General features: G+C 42.6%; 15 protein-coding genes. 7 read left to right on the top strand and 8 right to left on the bottom strand.

Annotated features, from left to right (window positions below; translation table 11 throughout):
- The first annotated feature begins 171 nt into the window (after positions 1-171).
- From A4S05_RS19215 to A4S05_RS19205, 3 genes are all read left to right on the top strand, one after another.
- A complete protein-coding gene (locus tag A4S05_RS19215) occupies positions 172-1,260 on the top strand; it encodes a fatty acid desaturase family protein (protein WP_069071405.1) in 1,089 nt (362 codons plus the stop codon).
- 553 nt (positions 1,261-1,813) lie between these two features.
- Positions 1,814-2,689 carry an SDR family oxidoreductase gene (locus A4S05_RS19210; RefSeq protein WP_069071404.1) on the top strand — a complete coding sequence of 292 codons (876 nt, stop codon included), beginning with the start codon at positions 1,814-1,816 and terminating at the stop codon, positions 2,687-2,689.
- Positions 2,690-2,807: 118 nt separating this feature from the next.
- Positions 2,808-4,289 (top strand): beta-barrel domain-containing protein, encoded by a 1,482-nt coding sequence (locus A4S05_RS19205; protein ID WP_069071403.1) that lies wholly within the window; start codon positions 2,808-2,810, stop codon positions 4,287-4,289.
- A gap of 210 nt (positions 4,290-4,499) precedes the next feature.
- Here A4S05_RS19205 and A4S05_RS19200 read toward each other — a convergent pair whose 3' ends face one another.
- The 7 genes from A4S05_RS19200 to A4S05_RS40410 form a co-directional block, all read right to left on the bottom strand.
- Positions 4,500-6,290 (bottom strand): S8 family peptidase, encoded by a 1,791-nt coding sequence (locus A4S05_RS19200; RefSeq protein ID WP_069071402.1) that lies wholly within the window; start codon positions 6,288-6,290, stop codon positions 4,500-4,502.
- A gap of 792 nt (positions 6,291-7,082) precedes the next feature.
- A complete protein-coding gene (gene sds / locus A4S05_RS19195) occupies positions 7,083-8,054 on the bottom strand; it encodes a solanesyl diphosphate synthase (protein WP_069071401.1) in 972 nt (323 codons plus the stop codon).
- Positions 8,055-9,247: 1,193 nt separating this feature from the next.
- Positions 9,248-10,114, bottom strand: a complete 867-nt coding sequence (murI, locus tag A4S05_RS19190; RefSeq protein ID WP_069071400.1) for a glutamate racemase — start codon at positions 10,112-10,114, stop codon at positions 9,248-9,250.
- Between the two features lie 129 nt (positions 10,115-10,243).
- Positions 10,244-12,142 (bottom strand): N-acetylmuramoyl-L-alanine amidase, encoded by a 1,899-nt coding sequence (locus A4S05_RS19185; protein WP_069071399.1) that lies wholly within the window; start codon positions 12,140-12,142, stop codon positions 10,244-10,246.
- A 404-nt stretch (positions 12,143-12,546) separates the two neighbouring features.
- Entirely contained in the window at positions 12,547-14,460 is a 1,914-nt protein-coding gene (locus A4S05_RS19180) for an N-acetylmuramoyl-L-alanine amidase (protein WP_069071398.1), read from the bottom strand.
- A gap of 594 nt (positions 14,461-15,054) precedes the next feature.
- A complete protein-coding gene (locus A4S05_RS19175) occupies positions 15,055-16,533 on the bottom strand; it encodes a cation:proton antiporter (RefSeq protein ID WP_069071397.1) in 1,479 nt (492 codons plus the stop codon).
- Between the two features lie 138 nt (positions 16,534-16,671).
- Positions 16,672-16,887: a hypothetical protein gene (locus A4S05_RS40410; protein WP_141699755.1), complete on the bottom strand. Its 216-nt coding sequence runs from the start codon at positions 16,885-16,887 to the stop codon at positions 16,672-16,674.
- A gap of 29 nt (positions 16,888-16,916) precedes the next feature.
- On the opposite strand from A4S05_RS40410, the gene A4S05_RS19165 reads away from it, so the two are divergent.
- Complete coding sequence (locus A4S05_RS19165) at positions 16,917-17,657, top strand: SIMPL domain-containing protein (protein ID WP_069071448.1); 741 nt, start codon at positions 16,917-16,919, stop codon at positions 17,655-17,657.
- Between the two features lie 94 nt (positions 17,658-17,751).
- On the opposite strand, the gene A4S05_RS19160 is transcribed toward A4S05_RS19165, so the two are convergent.
- Entirely contained in the window at positions 17,752-18,114 is a 363-nt protein-coding gene (locus A4S05_RS19160) for a single-stranded DNA-binding protein (protein WP_069071395.1), read from the bottom strand.
- A 373-nt stretch (positions 18,115-18,487) separates the two neighbouring features.
- On the opposite strand from A4S05_RS19160, the gene A4S05_RS19155 reads away from it, so the two are divergent.
- The 3 genes from A4S05_RS19155 to mreD all read left to right on the top strand — a co-directional run bounded on the left by A4S05_RS19155 (position 18,488) and on the right by mreD (position 21,044).
- The gene (locus tag A4S05_RS19155; protein WP_069071394.1) at positions 18,488-19,495 is read left to right on the top strand and encodes a rod shape-determining protein; all 1,008 of its coding nucleotides are present in this window, start codon (positions 18,488-18,490) and stop codon (positions 19,493-19,495) included.
- A 101-nt stretch (positions 19,496-19,596) separates the two neighbouring features.
- Complete coding sequence (gene mreC / locus A4S05_RS19150) at positions 19,597-20,391, top strand: rod shape-determining protein MreC (RefSeq protein ID WP_069071393.1); 795 nt, start codon at positions 19,597-19,599, stop codon at positions 20,389-20,391.
- A 26-nt stretch (positions 20,392-20,417) separates the two neighbouring features.
- A complete protein-coding gene (mreD, locus tag A4S05_RS19145) occupies positions 20,418-21,044 on the top strand; it encodes a rod shape-determining protein MreD (RefSeq protein WP_069071392.1) in 627 nt (208 codons plus the stop codon).
- Positions 21,045-21,465 lie beyond the last annotated feature (421 nt).

Genomic DNA, 21,465 nt, shown 5'->3' with positions numbered 1-21,465 from the left:
CTATGAGCCGCAGAATTTATTATGAGGCAAAATTCTGCAATATATCTCTTGTAAAAATATTTTGTGATATGGTGATAAGCTGACCTACTGCGAATTGAATCGTCCGAGTTTAAAAGACTACGATTCTCCGCAAAACTGTGCTTGCTTAAATTCTTTACGTGACAATGATTTATGACTATTAGTACCGAGCAGAAACTAATTCATCAGAAAATATATGCCAAAGAATTACGTTCCCTAATGCCACCGGAAGCATTTATCCCCGATCCAAGTAAATTAGTTATCTTGTTCATTAATCTGGCAATTTTGATTCTAGGTTGGATGATAGCGGCTCGGCTAGATTGTTGGTCGCCATATCTTTTATGGCTTTATCTACCTCTAAGCATCGTTATGGGCAACAGCGTGGTTGTCTTACTATTTAGCACTCACGATCTGATGCATGGTAGCGTGATTAAAAACGCCCGATTATCTTATATTATTAGCTTTTTAGGGCTAACAATGTTGTGGATGCCACCAACGTTGTGGAAGGCAGTTCATAATCGAGTACATCATAATCACACTAATGATTTGGGCGACCCTGATCGCAATTACTTATATGAACAGCCTACAACCTGGGGAAAATGGATTCAGGACTTGTTTGTGCCTTCTACTGAAGTCAATCCGATATGGTTCACAGTGGGAATGACTTCTGCTTGGGGAGTACATACTTTTCGCAATCTGACATCTGTGCTATTTTTCAATCACGAATCCGTCGATTATGTTCCGGCTGCATTTACAGTCAGTCCTAAAGATCGTCGGGCGATCGCAGGGGAATTAGTAATCATGATAATGATTCATCTGAGTATCCTCATCTATCTCCAATTTGAACCCATAAAGCTCATACTTGGTTACTTTTTACCAATTGCACTTGGTTATGCTGGAGTAATGTTTTATATTTATACAAATCATTTACTTTGTAGGATGACCAGCGTTAACGATCCACTGATTAATAGTATGTCTCTGCGGGTTTATAAAATATTTGACCTGTTGCATTTAAATTTTTCTCACCACACTGAACATCATATTTTTCCAGGAATGAACTCTGATTACTATTGTCTGGTTAGGGATTTGTTAGAAACTCACTATCCTGAACGCTTTAATTTATTGGATGCTGGGGAGGCATGGTACTTGCTGCTGCAAACTCCCCGACATTATAAAGATGAAGATACTCTTACAGATTGGTCAGGAGAAAAGTCTGTTCCCTGCCCTACAAGCGACAATTAAAAAGCTGACTTTTCACGGTATATGGAAAACCTCTCTTCTATTTCTCTCTCCTAGAAGGCTAAGATGTCAGTTGAACAAGCTATTGATTTGTTGAGCGAGTAAAACTAATCCCATTACCCTATCCCCCACATCTACAAAGATATGGGGGATAATTTTTACAGTATTAAGATAGATAAGGTGTGACTTATTGGTTTAGTTGGCTTAACGAGGGAGTAGGGAGTAGGGAAGAGGGAGTAAGGAAACCCCTGCTTGAAAACAAGGGATTTGATATCGACATCTCGTGTGTCGGCACTGCGTGCTTCTTTTGACAATTTTTTCTCAACATTCCCCCTAAAAAGGGGAGGCTTCAAACTATAAGGGAGTAGGGTATTTTCAATATTCTCCCGACTCCCCACTCCCGACTCCCCACTCCCTGTTTTGGTGAGAATATCTTGAGCATGGTAACAAAGTATAAAAATATGCTCGTACCTTTGTTGAATGCTTATCAGATTTTGAGCATATATCGAGCATTTCAAAAACTATAAACGCTGAAATATTCAATTAAGGTATTTATATGTTTCTGGTAACTGGAGCAACGGGAGGAATTGGTCGCAGAGTTGTGCGACTCCTACGGCAACGAGAACAGTCTGTGCGGGCATTTGTCCGCCTTAACTCGCGCTACAGCGAGTTAGAACACCGGGGTGCAGAAATCTTTATTGGTGACTTGCTACACGAAAAAGATATCCAGAAAGCTAGCCGAGGTGTCCAGTATATTATCAGCGCCCACGGTTCTGATAGCGATGCCCTATCTTTAGATTACCGCGCCAATATTGAACTTATTGACCAAGCAAAAGCCAATGGCGTCGAGCATTTTGTTTTCATTTCCGTACTGGGAGCCGATCGCGGTTATGAAGACGCTCCTGTGTTCAAAGCCAAACGGGCAGTAGAGCAATATTTGGCAGCTAGTGGCTTGAATTACACAATTTTACGCCCAGCTGGATTAGCATCTAACTTGCTGCCATTAGTAGAACGGTTTCGCGAAACAGGATTGTATCTGCTAATTGGCGATCGCAAAAACCGTACCTCAATTGTCAGTACCGATGATTTGGCAAGGATAGTCGTGGATTCTGTGACATTTGAAGGCGCTCGTAACCAGATTTTACCCGTCGGAGGCCCAGAGATTTTATTGCGAGAAGATATTCCCCGGATTTTTGGTCGGATCTTTACTAAAGAGCCAGTAATAATTAACTCACCACTATTTGTCATTGATGGGTTACAGAGTGCATTGGGTTTATTTAATCCCCAAATCCAAAAAGCTTTAGGAACTTATCGCACATTGCTAGCAAATGAATTTTTCTGTACAAAAGATGAAATTGCCAATTTAGAGGCGATTTATAACTTTAAATTGGAGACACTAGAAAATTTTTTGCGGCGCTATTTAGCAGTTTGAATAGTCATTAGTCATTGGTCAATAGTCATTAGTGAATAACAAAGGACAAAGGACAAATGACAAAGGACAAAGGACAAATGACAAATGACAAATAACGAATGACAAAGGACAAAAATATATGGTAAATGCTGCTCAAGCACGTCAGACAAAAGAGCGATTTGCACAACCAGAAGAACAACTCACTTATGAATTAGGTAAAGCGGTACAGGAATTGCCACCCCTGTACACTAGATTATTAGCGGGAACGATGAGCGCCATCGTATTTGGAGCGATCGCTTGGGCATACTTCTCACAAATAGATGAAGTAGCAACAGCACCAGGGGAATTAATTGCTTCCACACAGGTAAGACCGGTGACATCCTTGGGTGGAGGCTCAATTGTCGCCGTCAAAGTGCAAGAAGGCGATCGCGTTACTAAAGGTCAAATTCTGATTCAAAAAGATCCAGACTTGCAGAAAACCGATGTTTCCCGCCTAGCCAAATCTACGAGATTAATTCAGGACGATTTGCAACGTTTGGATGCAGAACGTACTGGAGGTACAACTACTGGGACGAAAGTACAAGATGAACTTTTAAACTCCCGTTTGCAAGACTATCAAGCGCGTCAAGCAGGGGCGGAAGCAGAAGCAAATCGCCAAATAGCACTTATTGATCAAGCCAAAGTCCGGTTGACTAGATTGCAAGACAACTTAGTTAATGCCAAAACCAGCGTTGCAAATGCTAAAACCAACCTTGCCAACGCAGATAGCATTCGGATTAAAATTGAAAGTAATTTGGCTCTCGCCGAAGAAAGGGAAAAAAGCTTACGCACCCTAATTACTCCTGGCGCTGTACCTCGTGTCGATTATTTGGATGCCCAAGAAAGATTAACTCGTGCAAAGACAGAAATCACTAGATCACAAGATGAAGTGATTAACGCCCAAAATAGAATCACAGAGGCTCAAGATAAAGTCACATCATTAGAAAAAGATATTGCTGCCCAAGCCCAAGAAATTCGCCAAGCAGAACAAGCTTACAACGCTGCACGCAGTCAGGCCCAGCGTGTAGCATCAGAACGCCAAAGTGAAATTTTGACCCAGTTCAACAAGCGTAAAGAAGAACTGACAACTGTTCAAGGTCAATTAGAACAGGCGAGAAAACAGCAAGCATTAGAAACCATTGAGGCTCCAGTTGCGGGTACGATTTACAGAGTCAAAGCCACTAAAGGGCCAGTACAAGTGGGTGAAGAATTGGTGTCAATTTTGCCGGAAGGGGAAGAAATGCTCCTAGAAGTGAAAGTTCTCAACCGCGATATTGGGTTTATTCGTCAAGGAATGAAAGCAAAAGTGAAAATGGCAACTTTCCCCTTCCAGGAATTTGGCATTGTGGAGGGCGAAGTAATGCAAGTCAGTCCGAATGCAATTATTGATAAAGAATTAGGCTTAGTTTTTCCTACAAGAATTAAGTTAAGTAAACACACCGTAAACGTGCGGGGTCAGGAAGTAGCATTTACACCAGGGATGGCCGCTACAGGTGAAATTGTAACTCGCAAAAAGTCAATTTTGACATTCATCACTGAGCCTGTGACCCGACGGTTCAACGAGGCATTTTCGGTTAGGTAGGTTTGTAGCCTCTCCTGTTTTTATTCCAGTTTTAAAGCGATTCACAAAAAGCGATACCTGGGTTGGCTACACCTACGCATCCCACAACCCACACTTAAAACGTAAGGGTTTAGCAATGCTAAACCCTTACATTCATTCACAACAGACGAGTTGGTTGGTTGATTTTCTTAACCAACCATTATTGAACTGAACTGCAAATCGCTACAATTTTCAAACCATACCCAAAAATTTTCTATACTGATCTATTTGTTTTTGCATTTCCTCTAGTAGTTTGCCAAAATCAAGATTATTTTCATCCTCATTGCTATCCATGTTTGTGCTGCCCAGAATCTTCTCATAGTTTTGAAATTGCGACCATAATTCTGGATTGGCTAATCCGTTATTACCTGCGGTTGGTGTCAGATATTTTGTAGTTTCTGTAATTGCCTGACCAATCAGATAACCGATATCGGAATTATTAAAACTAGCGATGGTTTCTGGTGTCAGATATTTTGTAGTTTCTGTAATTGCCTGACCAATCAGATAACCGATATCGGAATTATTAAAACTAGCGATGGTTTCTGGTGTCAAATATTTTGCCGTTTCTGTAATTGCCTGACCAATCAGAGAACCGACATCGGAATTATTAAAACTAGAAATTGTCTGTTGTGATGTGAGATAACTTGCGGTTTGTGTATAGACGCGTAGCAGGTTGTCGCCAGACATTGCCTGACTCCCTAGAGAAGCAAAATTGTAACTATTAGAACTAGAGATTGTACTTTGTGTATTATTTCTTGCTGTCTCTGCAATCACCTGACTCGCTAGAGAACTGACACTAGAAATATTAAACCTAGAGCTTGTAGTTGATGTAGTATTTTCTGCGGTCTCTGTGACAATCTGACGTACTTGGGCATCAGTCAGGTTGGGGTTAGCACTAAGCATTAGAGCAACTACACCAGCAACGTGGGGAGTAGCCATAGAAGTGCCATTATAAGTGGCATATTGATTATTCGGAACTGAAGAATAGACCCTAACTCCTGGGGCTGTGACGTAGGCGATTTCATCCGTTCCAGAACGGTTAGAGAAGTCGGGCATATTATTATTTCTATCTACTGCCCCAACTGCAATTCCCGACTTGTATGCATAACGGGCGGGATAATCTGGTAATGAGTCACCATCATTACCTGCTGCCATGACAACAATCACTCCTTTGCTGCTGGCATAGTTAATAGCTGACTCTAGAGTACGATTGGCAGATGCGCCTCCTAAACTGAGATTAATTACATTAGCTCCATTATCCACAGCGTAGCGAATACCCTTCGAGATAGAACTATAGGAACCAGAGCCAGAGTCATTCAAAACTTTGACGGGCATAATCTTGGCATCATAAGCAATACCAGTGACACCGTAGTTATTATTTTCTCCTGCGATCGTGCCGGAAACATGAGTGCCATGACCGTTTATGTCTAGGGTGTTGTTGTTGTTACCAGAGAAGTTCCAGCCGTAATTATCATCAATATAACCATTGCCATCATCATCTATACCGTTACCTGCAATTTCGTTGGCATTTGTCCAGATATTATTCCTCAAATCCTCGTGGTTGTAGTCAACCCCAGTATCTACAACAGCAACAACAACACCTTGACCTGTGTATCCATGTGCCCAAACTTCCGGTGCTTTAACAAGGTCTGCTCCCCAATTATTGCCACCAAGATTAGGAACATCAGCAAAGGTATTATGACCAGTAGCTCTAGCCACTGCTGCTGCCCCATTAATCAAGCCATAGCCATTGGTGGAGTTATAATTTCCAGTGCTAAAAGCATTAGCAGTAGCATTAATGCTATTTTCGGAGTCACCGTTATTTAGCAACTGCACGTTTGTGGAAGTTGAGTTATGGCTACTACGTCCGCTGAAGTTGAGGCTGTAGTCATCCTTCGCTTTAAAGCTATCTAATGAGGATATTGAAGTGACGTTTAGCTGTTTATCTGACAGCACATTCTTATTAACATCATCAATGAGCATAAGTATTTTTTCTCAAAGATAGCAATCGTTTTTTTGACAAATTCCAGCGTTAAAACCTTTACAAGAAAAAGATTTTAATGTGTGAATAAGCTTCATTGTCAATAATTACTATGTAATCTCATAACAAAATGCTAATTCTACTACTAAAAAACATAATTAATATTAGAATTTTTATTGGCATATTAATTGATACATTTAAAATTAAATTTATATCATTTTAACTATCAATTGGTGGATAAAAAATTAATTCGGCTATGCTTATAAACTTATAATTTCTAAAGGTTTTTAACATTAGCTAATATCTGTCATACCAATAGAGTGTGTTACAAAGAAAGGCAGAGAGCAGAAGGCTTTTATGAAAAAAGTATTAATAAAAACTTTAGTTGTGGGTTATTGCCCACTGGTCTAAAAAGATTTGTATCGATAGCGCAGCGTAAAGCCTTCTCTACGAGAGGCTTCGCCAACGGCATGGCTTCTCTACGAGACGCTACTGCGTAGCTTGCTTCTCTGTAGGAGTACGCTTAGAGCGAGTCAGACGCTCCTGCGACGCTAACGCTACGCTATCGAGCGTCGCGGAAAGTGACACGAGACACAAATGAGCCAGTGCGGTCTTGGGATGCATCCCAAGACCGCACTGGCGTCGTCCTTACTTCAATGTCAAAACTTATTTTGAACAGCTTATTAGAGTTTTAGCGTAGGCATTGCAGAACTTTTTGAAGTTCCCTTAATAACAGGTGGAAAGTTTCACTTGGGTCTAAATCCCCACTTTCTACCCGATAAATGAGAACTGATTTAATAGAGGCGACTCAGTGTGTACTCAGCTATGTTAATCAATGCCTGGTGGGATTCTGAGGGTGGGAGAACTGCAAGATGTTCAATTGCTAACTTAGCATGGTGAGCAGCTAAGTCTCGCGCCTGCTGTATACCTTGACTGTCTTGAATTAATGCTAGTGCTTGCTCTAAATCACCTTCTTGAGCAAACTCTCGTTCAATGAGCACTTCCAAAGATGGTTTTTCTGCTAAAGCAAATAAAACTGGTGCAGTCAGATTACCACTTTTGAGATCCGACCCCACTGGTTTACCCAAGGTATCTGTTGTACTGGTGAAATCTAGAATGTCGTCAACAATTTGAAATGCTATACCAAAATGACGACCGTAGCTATACAGATGCTCAACAGTTTCTCGTGAGACTTCACTGAGCAATCCAGCTGCTTTAGAACTGTTGGCGATTAACGAAGCTGTTTTGTAGTAACTCTTCTCAATGTAAGTTTCAGTAGAGATACCAGCATCAAAACGATTTAGTCCCTGCTGAATCTCCCCAGTAGCCAGATCCATAATGACTTCTGAGAGCAGTTTCACCACCTCTAAATTATCCAAGTTTGCTAAATACCAGGATGATTGGGCAAAGAGAAAATCTCCTGCTAAGATGGCAATGCGGTTCCCAAACAAACTATGAACGGTAGGAACGCCTCGCCGCACGTCTGATTCATCTACCACGTCGTCATGTACCAAACTTGCTGTGTGAATCATTTCTGTAATCTCAGCTAGGCGGCGGTGACGTGGTGTAATGTCTTGTTCTAACATTGTTGCCCGCGATATTAGCAGGACAATTGCTGGTCTGATACGCTTTCCCCCAGCTCCGAATAAATGTTCGGCTGCTGCAAACAGAATGGGGTGGCGGTTTCCAACTAGCTGTTTTAGGTTATCTGCTAGTAGTCGCAGGTCTGCTTCCACAGGGGTAAACAGGGAGGTGGCTGGGGTCATGGATGGGCGGACTCTGACTTAGGTTACGAAAGTTTACATATCCTATACTCATTTTAAGATAACCCTGTGCCAGCGCAAAGTTTTCATAAGGTAATACCATATTTATGAGTCTATGGGTGATAATTAAGGTTAGGAATAGGTTTGTCAATAAGTAATTGTGCTTAATTTGTGAGAACTCAGATTTTAAACTAACTTAAAACATAAATTTTCAGTACATGAGAATAAATATCAGATGAAATTGTATTAAGTAGTTTCTCATCTCCCCTTTATCGCCACAGTTCAAAACAAAAGTTAAGTAACATTACCTATTGACAAAATAGATATAATTTAAATTTTTCGCCAATGGGTAAGGCTAAGTTTTTTCAGATTGAGTCATAGCTCTTCAAAAAATTTGAAATTTAGCAGTCGATTGGGCTTCAAATTCAGGGTCGTTGTGTTACGCTAAAATGTAGGAATTTTAAATTTTTCAGATATTCACACCCCAAAAGTTAAGTCAGCTACTAGTTGATTTTACTGAGTTGGTATTGTGAGTCTAAAATAAATATTCGTCGGTAAGATTAAGGGAATAAATTCTTTAATTTTTCCTACGGTAAGCGAAACTCCTGGTTTGGAGCTATGTGATATCCCTATGGGAGGCTGCTACACGTCTTCAGCGCACGTTGAGCGCAAGCATTGCTCTTGTCACAGCAGTTTGAGCAGCAATAAAGCAGATCAAGTAGACCGCTGAGAATCGTAGTTTTAGATTGCTAAACGGCAAACTAACTGCTGTGGGATCTATGGTCTGCAAAAAGTCGCATCAGACAATAAATTCTTTGTCCGTAGAGAATTTTATCTCTATAGGTAATTTTACCATAGGAAACTACAGCCATCAAGAATGCACTTGATTGGCTGAGGTTCTACTAATTTATGGAATTTTATATTCGTTTAGAAGGGTGCTAGTAGAACAATGATTTACGGAAGTATACCTATGATGATTTTTATTTTAGCGTCTGGATATTTGTTCACAGTCTACCTGTTATTAGCACTGGCGAAGCGAACGGGTACAAAGACTGTTCCTACAAGTTTCCCTTCATCTACTGAGGGAAAACACAAGCAGGAGATATCAGTTAATAGTCAATAGTCATTTGTCCTTTGTCCTTGGTCATTTGTTTTGATTAAAAGATTAAGGACTAAGGACTAAAGACTAATTAGTTTTATTGAAGTTTGGAAATAGCGGTATCAGTGAAGCAAACCTCTTCAACCATTGGGGTATAGCCTAGCCACTGCACTCCTGACTGGGAAAACTGTTGAGGACAACCGCTGACGGCGAAGCGAGTTGGTAGTGGTAAGTGAGTATTTTTTAAGCCTAGTAAGTCTAGCTCTTGGGCACAAGCTGCCACAACATGAACAGCTGGATCAACTAACTGGACTTGAGAGGGGAGGAGCGATCGCAGTACTGGTGTAAGGTGGGGATAATGGGTACAGCCGTGGACTAAGGTATCAATTTCCTGCTCTAATAAAGGCTCTAAGTAGGCTCGTGCTACTTCGGCAGTGTAAGGGTCGTGAATGCGATTTTGCTCAATCAGTGGCACAAACTCTGGACATCCAACTTGCCAGACTTGGACATCAGGAGCAATTTCGAGTATGGCGTGCTTATAAGCATTACTCTTAGCCGTGGCTGGAGTGGCAATTACACCAATCCGCTTTCCTAGCTGCACCGCCGCTCTTGCACCCGGTAAAATCACTCCCAAAATGGGTATGCTGAATTCTTGACGCACGGTTTCTAAGGCTAGAGCAGAACTGGTGTTGCAAGCCATAATTACCATTTTTACCTGCTGCTGTTGTAGCCAGGTAATAATTTCACGCGTAAATCGTAAAATTTCTGCTTGTGAACGAATTCCGTAAGGAAGTCTAGCTGTATCCCCAAAATAAATAATTGATTCATTGGGGAGTTGCCGATATAGTTGTCGCAATACCGTTAGCCCACCCACACCACTATCAAAGATGCCAATTGGGGCACGTTGGGGTTCTTGATCAGAAAAATCGTCAAGATTCCCTTCAAAAATGGAAGATGAATACACAGGCAGATATAAATTTAGGATTTGGGATTTAAAATACAGAATTTAGCAGACAATCTCCAAATTGACCACTAAATTCTGCAAATAAAAGAAGTTTAAATACCACCTCTTTAATTAGTAATTTGTACTATATTACCTCTGCTTTAAGTATTTTAGGATGCCACTAGCGATCGCTTCTGCCATCCGATTTTGATACTCTGGTGTTCCTAATCTGGGGTTATCCTCATAACCACTCATGTAGCCTGTTTCCACTAAAATCGAAGGCATGGAGCTTTTCCTGAGAACGTAGAATCTAGCTTTGCGGGTTCCTCGGTCTTTGATAGTACCGATGTTCTGGAGAATAGAATTGCGAACTGCTTCAGCCAGAGCATAACCACTTTCGTAATAATAGACTTCTAAGCCATTCACACTTGGACGACCATCAACCGAATTAGCATGAATGCTCACAAACAAAGTGGCGTTAACTCGCTCGGCGATATTTACCCGTCCCTGAAGTTCTACAAAAAAGTCAGCATCCCGCGTGAGTATCGCTTGTACACCATTTTGCTCTAAAATTGCCGCTACCCTTCTACCAATAGGTAAGACTACATCCTTTTCTAATAGTCCACCCAGACCAGGAGCACCTGAGTCTTTGCCACCGTGTCCTGGGTCAATCACTACTAGCAACTTCCCTCTGGGAACCGAGGGGCGTGGCTGAGAAGTGGGACGGGGATTATCTGTGGGGTTTGGGAATTGACCTTGGTTTGACGATGGTAGGGGAGGTAAAGTAATGGGCGGTGTAATACTACTACTAGAGCGTTGTAATTGTAGAGCTAAAAGCTGATCGCTAACCTGGTTGAGTTCCCCAATTTGTACTCCGGCTGCTGGTTGAACTAAGACAGTAACAGTATTAGATTCTTGTGGTTGCAGGCGGACTCGCAGGATAGGGCTATTAGCATTAAAAGTCGGGCCTGTAACTTTGGGAGCCAACCGAGCATTGTTGATGGAAATGCGATACAGACCAGAAGTTCTATCCCAGCCGGCTATGGCAGATAAAGCTTGGTCGGCTCTAATCAACAGTTGTGTACCATTATTAGCCAGTTCCACAGACTGAATGGTAGCAGGTGAGTTGTTAGAAGGTGCTACGGGGCGTGGACTGTTACTTCCAGGTACTTGAGCAACGCCACGACTGGGGAGAACTACAAAACCACCAACACTGCTAGTAGTTGCTCGCCAATTAGGACTATTTTCGCCTACCTGTAAAGTCAGGCGGACAACAGATGGACTTGTTTGTAGTTGACTGAACTGAATGCGGCTGACACCATAGCGATTAATGGACAAATCGCGTTGCTCTAGATTTGGTGATAAAGTTGCGCCAGCAATGTCAATGTTGATTGCCTTCTGATCATTGCTACGGTTTACCTGAATCTGAGGATTACCACCATTGGTGCGGATGAAAAAGCCATCGCCTGTGACTTGTAAGTTCTCAATTTCAGTAACCCTAGCGGCAACCATTCCGTTTCTAGGTGAATTGACAGAGTTGGTTGTCACCACATTGTAAATATTTCTTGGGGAGAAGGTTGGTGTAGATGTTCTCGGTGAAGCGTCTGTGGCGATAACTTCTTCTTGTTGCCCCTCAGTATTTCTTGAGGGTACATTTTCGGCTTCTGGAGTAGGTAATTGCACTGTCCAGCGATCGCCAGTTGTACCCACAAATTGTACTTTTTTGGGGTCTAAAGTGTAACCAGGGCTGAGTTCAACGACTATCCGCGTTGTCTCTGTATCAAACTGCCCAATACGAATCGAGCGAATTCCACCGCCCACTTGTTGGGTTTGCTGCGGACGCCCAAATGTGGTTCCTGGCAAATCAATTACTAGGCGAGTCGGGTTAAAAATTAATTGTGCTTGGGGTTGAACATCCCCTAAAGTATTAATTTCCAGCTTGTTTTGATTGGCATCAAAACGCCAAGATTCAAGTCTCGCGGCCATTGCCGGCGACGACAGCATGAAGATAGTTCCAATAGTACTGGATAGTAACCAGCGTAATTTCACAGTCTTTTCTCCTGATTCACATTCATGGGAGCCGTCAACATCTCAACATATTGGCAAATCCTCACACCGTCACCACGCACACTTGAGTTTTGCGCTGTTATTAAGACACAGCTAGCTAATGGCGTAAAATATAGCACGCTCCTCTGATTTTGCCATGCCATTAGCCGATATAAATTTGACTGCCTATTTTAAGTTCATGCCGGACTAACGTCCTGCTATGCGCTTTCACCCCTTGTGGGTGACATGACACCAATCCAAAATCTGCTGACTTGCAAAGCATCAGATGACAATAACAAAGAAGCTACTCTTGTCCCGCAGCAAGAATACTTAAATTGTTTTACTACTAAATTGGATAAAAATGGTAAAGATTAGATGTATTTACTCAATAATTTCGACTAAATTACTTATCTTCTCTTTAGATACTGAAGAATGCCACGAGCGATCGCATCTGCCATTTGATTTTGGTAAGCCAAGCTTCTGAGTTTAGCGTTATCATCTCGACCGGTCAAATAACCTGTTTCTACCAGAATCGAAGGCATAGAACTTTTTCTGAGGACAAAAAATCTGGCTCGCCGCACTCCCCTGTCTCTGACATTTACACCTTGGAGAATACTGTTATGGACAGTCCGAGCTAGACCCAAACCACTGTCGTAATAATATGTTTCCAAGCCGCTGACATCCGAACGACCTGGCCCGACTGCATTAGCATGAATACTCACAAACACATCAGCATTAGCTCGTTCTGCTAATTGCACCCGTCCTGGAAGGGTAACAAAATAGTCAGAATCCCTTGTCATAACTACTTGTACGCCATTTTGCTGCAAGACCTGAGCTATTCTTTTGCTAATAGGCAAAATAACATCCTTTTCGCGTAATCCTCCAAGACCTACTGCACCAGGGTCTTTACCGCCATGTCCTGGGTCAATGAGGACTACCACTCGTCCATTGGTAACTCGGCGCTGTGGTTGGGTTGGAGGTTGGGGATTGGGATTGTTTGGGTCTGGGAATGGCCCCCGGTTTGGTGGTGGTAGCGGAGGTAAAGCAAAAGGAGGTCTTCTGGGGGGGATTGTCACAATTCGACGAGAGCCTTGTATTGGTAGAGCTAAAAGCTGGTCGCCGATTTGCTGGGGTTGTCCAAGTTGTACTCCGCTTGCTGGTTGAACTAAGACAACGACTGTGTTGGGTTCTTGTGGTTGCAGGCGTACCCGGAGAATGGGGCTATTAGGAGCAAAAGTAGGGCCTGTAACTCTGGGAGCTAACTTGGCATTGGGAATTGTGACGCGGAACAGACCAGAAGTTCTATCCCAAGCTCCCGTAGCAGATACAGTTTGGTCGGCTCTAATTAGCAGTTGTGTGCCATTATCAGCCAGTTGTACAGACTCAATTGTTGCTGGGGAGTTGTTAGCAGATAGTCTGCTAGGTAGAGAGGGTGGTTGTGACTGATTGTCCGATAGATTTGAATTACTACTTCCAGGCAGTGTGACAACGCGACTAGGCAGAACTACCAAACCACCACCGTTACTATTACTTGCTCGCCAGTCTGGGCTATTTTTATCTACCCGCAAAGTCAGGCGAACGCCAGGAGGTTGGGTTTGTAGTCGGGTGAATTCGACGCGGCTAACACCATGCTTGTTAACCGGTATATTATTCTGCTGCGCCAGACGTGGTGATAAAGATGCGCCAGAGATATCCATGAAGATGGTAGCGCGATCGCGGCTGCGAATTACCTGAATTGGAGGATTACTACCACTGGTGCGAATGAACAACCCATCACCTGTGACTTGTAAGCTCTCAATTTGAGTCGCCCCTCGTGTAGTAGTGGCAACTCTTGAAATGCCAGGTTGCGGCTCAGAGTTTGGGGTAACAACAGTGTAAGCACTTCTGGGAGATGAGGTCGGAGATGAGGTGGGAGATGAAGCTACTCTCTCGATTTCTGGCTTAGGTAATTGCACCGTCCAGCGATCGCCAGTTGTACCCACAAATTGCACTCGTTTAGGGTCTAAAGTATAACCAGGACTGATTTCAACAACTATACGTGTTGTTTCTGTATCAAACTGCCCAACACGAATTGAGCGAATTCCACCACCCACCTGTTGGGTTATTTGTGGACGCCCAAATGTAGTTCCTGGCAAATCAATTACCAGGCGAGTCGGGTTGAAAATTAGTTGTGCCTGGGGTTGAACTGCTCCCACAGTATTAATTTCCAGCCTGTTTTGATTGGCATCAAAGCGCCAAGATTCAAGTCTCGCAGCCATTGCCGGCGACGATAACATGAAGATAGTTCCAATAGTGCTGGGTAGTAACCAGTGTAATTTCACAGTCCTTTCTCCTAATTCACGTTCATGGGAGGCGTTAATATCTCAACTCATTGGTAAATCATCACACCGTCACCACCTAAACTTTACTTTCGATGCTTTTTTGATACCTGAAGACTTATGTAATACCATTTAAAATCAGTTATCAGGTTTCATCTTGGGTCTAAATCCCCATGTCAAATCTTCCACCTTTAGAGGTAGAAATTGTTACTTCCAAGGAAGCTAGAAAACTAATAACTGATAACCGTTCACTGATAACTGTTTTTTGTTTTTTGCCATCAATGCACTAAGTAAATAATTCCCATTACTGTCAGATGATCTAGCAAAATTTATGGGTGTTACTCCCCAATTACCTGGAAAATATTCAGATAAAGGCATACAGGCCAAGGGAGATTAGAAATAAATAACATTCCGAATGCTGGTAGAAATTATAAACAGACGATTATTCTACAATCACACGGGACGGAAATTTGAAGAGAGAAGTTTCCACTGCACGATCGCAACATCCTCATAGCACAGTGATAGTACTGAATTCAGAGTCCTGAGTTCTGAGCGAAAATTACTCAGAACTCAGTAAGAATTTACCCAAGACTTTGATTAACGATCGCTAGATTCTGGGGTTATTTCCGAATTGCCATTATCATTTGATGCTGGCACTTTTAACTGAGGTGGTTCAATTACCAACGAAGTCCCAGAAGAACTGTCTAAAACTAGTTGCTCTGAGCCTGCTTCCACAGCTTTTGGGTCTGGAAATACAAATCGTAACAAGGGAGGAGCTAAAAAGGTTGTCAAGATAACCATCATGATAATTGCCGCCCCTAATGGTTTTGAGAGAGCGCCACTGGCTGCGCCGACACCAGCAAACACTAATCCAACTTCCCCTCTGGGAATCATCCCCACACCGATCGCTAAACGGTTAATTCCCGGTTGACCAAACACGCTTAAACCTGTGATTACTTTACCGAGAATGGCTACTATGATCAGGAAACTTGCCATAATTAGACCTTCTCGATTGTCGGGAATTGCTGGGTTTAGCACTCCCAAATCGGTTTTTGCCCCAACAGTCACAAAGAAAATTGGCACTAACATATCGGCAATGGGGCAGACTTGTCTTTGCAATTCTTTGCGCTTGTCTGTCTCTTCTAGGACTAAACCCGCTGCAAAAGCTCCCAGAATTGCTTCTAAGTGGATAGCGGCGGCAAGGTATGCCATAGCAAAGGCGAAGATGAATGCTGGTATCACCAGTTCACCGCGTGTTTTGAGTTTATCAGCGATCGCCACAAAGGACTTATTGAAAACATTACCTAGGAGGATTGCTCCCAAAATAAAACCAGTGGCGCTGATAATCAAATAAATTACTTTGCTGACATCCACCACGCCATCTTTAGCTAGACTGGCAACTACCGCTAAAACGATGATTCCTAGAACATCGTCAATTACGGCAGCACCCAAAATAATCTGCCCTTCTTTAGAATTGAGTCGTCCCAACTCTGACAGCACTTTGGAAGTAATCCCAATACTAGTGGCAGTCAAAGCCGCCCCTGCAAAAATTGCCGGGACAGCACTAATACCAAACAAAGTCATCAGTCCCACAGTACCAGCAGCAAAGGGTACTACTACCCCCACTATTGCTACAACAGTGGCTTGGATACCAACTGCGATTAAGTCTTTTAAATTCGACTCCAAGCCGATTTCAAACAGCAGGATGATCACACCCAATTCTGCTAAAACGGAAACGACTTCAGACTGAGCGGCAAACACTGCTGGAGTGGCTTCAGGCGTTAAACCACCAGTGATTTGAAGGAAGGACATGATCAAAGAGTTAGAACTGTCTGTGCTGCCTTCTGGAAATACTAAAAGGTGGAAAACAGAGATACCTACTACTACACCACCTACTAGTTCGCCTAATACAGGTGGCAAACCCACTTGGTTTGATAACTCTCCACCAACTTTGCTGGCGAGATAAATGACTACTAAGCTTAGTAGCACTGCTGCTATTACCATTGAACTGTCCGCGGTTTCTGTTGCGGTAGCCAGCAGAGGAAAAGAGAAGTTGATTGGATTTAACAAATACATGGGTTCCGTGAAAATCCTTCTCTTTGATTTTGACGCGTTTCTCAAAAACGTCTACCGATGGAGATGCTTGGGCAGCTTGATCAAATTAATTTGTGCCATTTGTCAAATTAATCAAGCGCTGCCTTTCTGGTTCAGGTTTCAGCAGCTAATACGCCACGACAAAATCTCTAAAAAAGCTAGTGTAATTTTTTTAGTTTCAAAAAATGTAACCGTTTCAGCTTTTGACGATCGCAGTGTCAAAGTAAGAACATACAAATCGTATCTAGCGATCGCACTTGAGTTGTGAAAAACTTGTGGTAGCTGTTGACTCTCAACAGCCACCAGAAGATTGCTATATACGTTTATTAAAAACATCTGTGGATACTTTGAGGAGTGCAAATCTTATGACTAGAGCCGCTTTAACCGGTTCTCAATTTCCATCTGGAAACTTGTGGAAAATACTGCCTTTAGCCTTGCTGGTATGTGTAACTTTGACACTGCCCGCCTTGGCGCAAGAAAAAGATAAATTGTGGCGAACCCTTAGTGTCAGTGGTCGCGGAGTAGAAACAATTCCTACAACCCTGGCGCAAGTCAGTTTAGGAGTGGAGATTCAGGGGAAAACAGCACAGGAGGTACAGCAAGAAGCCGCCCGCAGGTCATCGGCTGTAGTTGCGTTCCTCAAGAGCAAAAATGTTGAAAAATTACAAACTACTGGTATCCGGCTCAACCCAGTTTATAGCTACACCGATAATGTACAGCGAATTACAGGCTATGCTGCCAATAACACTGTGAGTTTTAGCATTCCTGTTGAGCAAGCTGGGACATTATTGGATGATGCAGTAAAAGCAGGTGCGACACAAATTAACGGTATTAGTTTTGTTGCGAATGATGAAGCGATCGCGGCTGCTCAAAAACAAGCATTAAAAGAAGCTACTCAAGACGCCCAGCAGCAAGCTGATGCTGTTTTCAGTGCCTTGGGTTTTAAATCCAAAGAAATAGTGAGCATTCAAGTTAATAATGCTACTCCACCTCGGCCACCCATGTTTTTACGGGCTGAGGCTGCAAAGTTAGCCGATGCTTCCACCCCTGTTGTGGGTGGTGAACAGGAAATAGAAGCATCGGTGACACTACAAATTAGTTATTAGTCATTAGTCATTAGTCCTTTGTCCTTTGTCAAGATAAAGGACTAATAATCAATGCCCAATGACCAATGCCCAATGCCCAATTCCCAATTCCCAATTAAAAATGTTCTGAAGACATATCTCCAGTACCACCCTCTCCATCTCGCTTAGAGCCTAATAAATCTAGTTGGTCTACTCTAATAATCGGTGTAGAACGGTTTGCTCCTGTTTGGCGATCGCTCCATGTGTCAAACTTCAAGGAACCTTTGATGCCAATTAGACTTCCCTTGCGGACATAATTACCTGCTACCTCAGCCGTTTTATCCCATAACTCCAACGTGAACCAGTCAGGTTCATCGCTGTTGCGCGATCGCCTTTTTACCGCTAGTGTCAGTCTGCACTTCACACTACCAGACTCAAAATACTTTATATCAGGGTCGCCGCCTACACGACCAACAAGAGTGACAATATTGATACTCATCTACGTTACCTTTTCAGTACAAATGTACTTAGCAATTTAGACTTTCATCATAGCGAATTGTGAAACACTTGAAAATAATGTGTTAAACAGTTAACAATATAGTTGACTTGAAAAATTATACACACTACTTGGAGAAACACATAAAAGTATACGGATATACTAAGCTAACCAGAGAATATCAAAAAACAGATGCCTGAGACATACTAAATATTCCTGGGAATCATATAAAAATATAGTCTAGTTTACTCAACTCAGGATACAAACGTAATCCAATCTGGCACGATTAACTCTGACCGTTGTAGTCAAAAAGTATCGCACATAGGGGGCTTAGAGAAGCGTGGGCATTTTTAGGAACTTTCGCACATCATGGGATATGGGTATCGACCTCGGTACCGCTAACACCCTGGTTTATGTATCTGGTAAAGGTATTGTACTACAAGAGCCTTCTGTAGTTGCTATCGATGTCAACGAAAAGGTGGCACTAGCAGTCGGAGAAGAAGCCAAAAAAATGCTCGGTCGCACACCTGGAAATGTGATTGCCCTCCGGCCTTTGCGGGATGGTGTAATCGCTGACTTTGATATAGCCGAGCTGATGCTGAAAAGCTTTATTCAGCGTGTAAATGAAGGTAGGTCTTTAGTTTTACCCCGGATTGTCATTGGTATTCCCAGTGGTGTCACAGGAGTAGAAAGGCGAGCTGTAATGGATGCAGCTCACCAAGCAGGAGCCAGAAAAGTCTATTTAATCGATGAACCTGTAGCTGCGGCCATCGGTGCAGGACTACCTGTTGCCGAAGCGACAGGCAACATGATCATTGATATCGGTGGTGGCACAACAGAAGTTGCAGTGCTGAGTCTTCAAGGTACGGTGATTAGTGAATCAGTACGCATTGCTGGAGATGAACTGACTGATGCGATCATTCAGTATATTAAGAAAGTTCATAACTTAGTTATTGGTGAACGTACTGCCGAAGATATCAAAATTCGGCTTGGTTCTGCATATCCGACTAATGATGATAATGACGCCATGATGGAAGTCCGAGGTTTACACCTGCTTTCTGGTCTACCGCGAACTGTAACAATCAAAGCCCCAGAAATCCGTGAAAGTATGTTGGAACCGCTATCAGTCATTATAGAAGCTGTAAAGCGGACACTGGAACGTACACCTCCAGAACTAGCAGCAGACATCATTGACAGAGGTATTATGTTAGCTGGTGGTGGTGCTTTGCTCAAAGGCATAGATACCCTCATTAGCCATGAAACAGGGATTGTAACCCACATTGCAGCTGATCCTTTAAGCTGTGTTGTGCTGGGAACAGGTCGTGTGTTAGAAAACTTTAAACAGTTGGAACGAGTTGTCACCGAAAGCTCTCGGAATATGTAACAAAAAAAATATCAGACTTGAGTTCTATTTGAGTTCTATTTGGGTTTTATATAAATAGAATCCAAGTAGAACTTAATTTATATAAGTATACAAAGGTATATATGATGACAATACGGCGTTGGTGGGATCGTAAAGGATTGCAAATCGGGTTGTTAGCTCTAGTAGTTGGTAGTGCTTGGATATTGCGACAGACTCAAGGTGAATTGGTGCTTGAGACATACCAGGCAATTACCCGTCCGTTAGAGATGTTGCAGTCAGGGCCAACTCCAGAAGAACGTCTTAGAGATGCCCGGATATCAGAATTGCAAACCCGTATAGTAGATTTGGAAAGTCAAAAGACAAAGCTACAAGATTTATTAGGCTATGTAGAAAAAGAGCCTCTAGCATCACGGCCAATTCCAGCACGGGTGATAGGCCGTAGTGCTGATCAGTGGTGGCAACAAGTTACCCTGAATCGCGGTGCGAATGCAGGGATTCAGGAAGGCTTCATAGTCAAGGCTGATGGCGGTTTAGTGGGTTTAGTAGAAAATGTAACACCCAATACTAGTCGCGTGTTGTTAATCAGTGATCTCAAGAGTCAAGTGGGTGTATCCATTAGCCGCACGGCAGCTAAAGGCGTTTTGCGAGGAGATTCTTCTGCGGAAGCTGTGCTGGAATTTTATGAAAAAGTCCCAAATGTGAAAGTGGGAGATTTAGTTTCCACATCTACTTATAGTCAGAAATTTCCATCCGGCTTGGCAGTAGGACGAATAAAGTCACTAGATTTAAAGAAACTCCCAGCATCAGTGGCAAAAATAGAACTTTTTCCGCCAATCCGCTCTCTCGATTGGGTAGCTGTTTATCCAAAGCCAGAAAACCAAGAGTCGGCAACTCAAGTGCCACAAAAGTCTAAGTAAATTCTTCCTTGAAAATCCATAGAAAAATGAAGATTCCTGCATTTGGTGGTAGCAGGCAGAAAAAGCCAAAATCGTCAGAACGAAAGCGAAAATCAAAATTCCAAATCCAGCCGCTTTCTCGTTGGCATCCCAGCATACGTCAGCTGTTGGGTTGGATAGTGACGATTGGATCTGTACTGTTATGTTTACTATTATTACCAACCCGGTTCCCAGGTATGGAATTATTAGGAATTGGCCCTAACTGGCTGTTAATTTGGGTGGTAGCTTGGAGTGTGAAGCGCACGGTTTTTGCCGGAGCATTGGCAGGTATAGTTCTAGGATTACTTCAAGATTCAATGACATCACCTAACCCTACTCATGCCCTCAGTTTAGGTATAGTGGGAATTTTAACTAGTCTGCTCCAGAAACAGCGTTTTATCGAAGAAGATTTTATTTCGATTGCTGTAATTGTCTTTATTATGGCGGTTTTGGCAGAAACTATCTTTGGGTTGCAATTAACTTTGATAGGCAATGAGCGTAAGGTGACAGATATTTGGACGTATTACCAGCGTGTCGCTCTTGCCTCTGCCATTCTTAGTAGTTTATGGGCACCGGTAATTTATTATCCCCTAAACCGTTGGTGGCAACGGATAAAATTATTGGAGCAGTCTTGAATTCTTGAAAAAAATCTATAGGAATCCGACTTAAATTTTGAACGACTGATGAGAGTGAAAGTCTTATTCAGTATGATTCCTATATGTTAGTTGATGTTGTAACTCGGTACTTGGAAATGCTTGAGTCAAGTCAGCTTCGTCTTGCTTTTCCAAGCAACCCAAAACTTAAGGTCATTCGTCTTTAACCCAAGCATATTGAGGTGTAGCCCATCGTAGACATCGCAAAAACGATTAGCTGGCGAGACGAAACGAATTAAACGCAACCCCAGCTGCGACACTTTCAAGAGACCTCTTTCATAAATCAAAAATAAATAACCCCACCCCGCATTTGAGTAAAGCAAACGCTCCCCAAGGCATCGCTACGGTGTACACACAAGTCCTAAAAACCTAGCTTGATAAGCATTTCCTCGTTCCCAGTCTC

Source organism: Nostoc sp. KVJ20 (genome assembly GCF_001712795.1).
GTDB lineage: Bacteria > Cyanobacteriota > Cyanobacteriia > Cyanobacteriales > Nostocaceae > Nostoc.
This window is presented reverse-complemented; position numbering and strand designations above follow the sequence as displayed.

Coding starts and splice junctions, on each gene's coding strand:
- A4S05_RS19215 (WP_069071405.1), top strand. CDS start 172: ATGACTATTAGTACCGAGCAGAAACTAATTCATCAGAAAATATATGCC.
- A4S05_RS19210 (WP_069071404.1), top strand. CDS start 1,814: ATGTTTCTGGTAACTGGAGCAACGGGAGGAATTGGTCGCAGAGTTGTG.
- A4S05_RS19205 (WP_069071403.1), top strand. CDS start 2,808: ATGGTAAATGCTGCTCAAGCACGTCAGACAAAAGAGCGATTTGCACAA.
- A4S05_RS19200 (WP_069071402.1), bottom strand. CDS start 6,290: ATGCTCATTGATGATGTTAATAAGAATGTGCTGTCAGATAAACAGCTA.
- sds (WP_069071401.1), bottom strand. CDS start 8,054: ATGACCCCAGCCACCTCCCTGTTTACCCCTGTGGAAGCAGACCTGCGA.
- A4S05_RS19175 (WP_069071397.1), bottom strand. CDS start 16,533: ATGTATTTGTTAAATCCAATCAACTTCTCTTTTCCTCTGCTGGCTACC.
- A4S05_RS40410 (WP_141699755.1), bottom strand. CDS start 16,887: ATGTTTTTAATAAACGTATATAGCAATCTTCTGGTGGCTGTTGAGAGT.
- A4S05_RS19165 (WP_069071448.1), top strand. CDS start 16,917: ATGACTAGAGCCGCTTTAACCGGTTCTCAATTTCCATCTGGAAACTTG.
- A4S05_RS19160 (WP_069071395.1), bottom strand. CDS start 18,114: ATGAGTATCAATATTGTCACTCTTGTTGGTCGTGTAGGCGGCGACCCT.
- A4S05_RS19155 (WP_069071394.1), top strand. CDS start 18,488: ATGGGTATCGACCTCGGTACCGCTAACACCCTGGTTTATGTATCTGGT.
- mreC (WP_069071393.1), top strand. CDS start 19,597: ATGATGACAATACGGCGTTGGTGGGATCGTAAAGGATTGCAAATCGGG.
- mreD (WP_069071392.1), top strand. CDS start 20,418: ATGAAGATTCCTGCATTTGGTGGTAGCAGGCAGAAAAAGCCAAAATCG.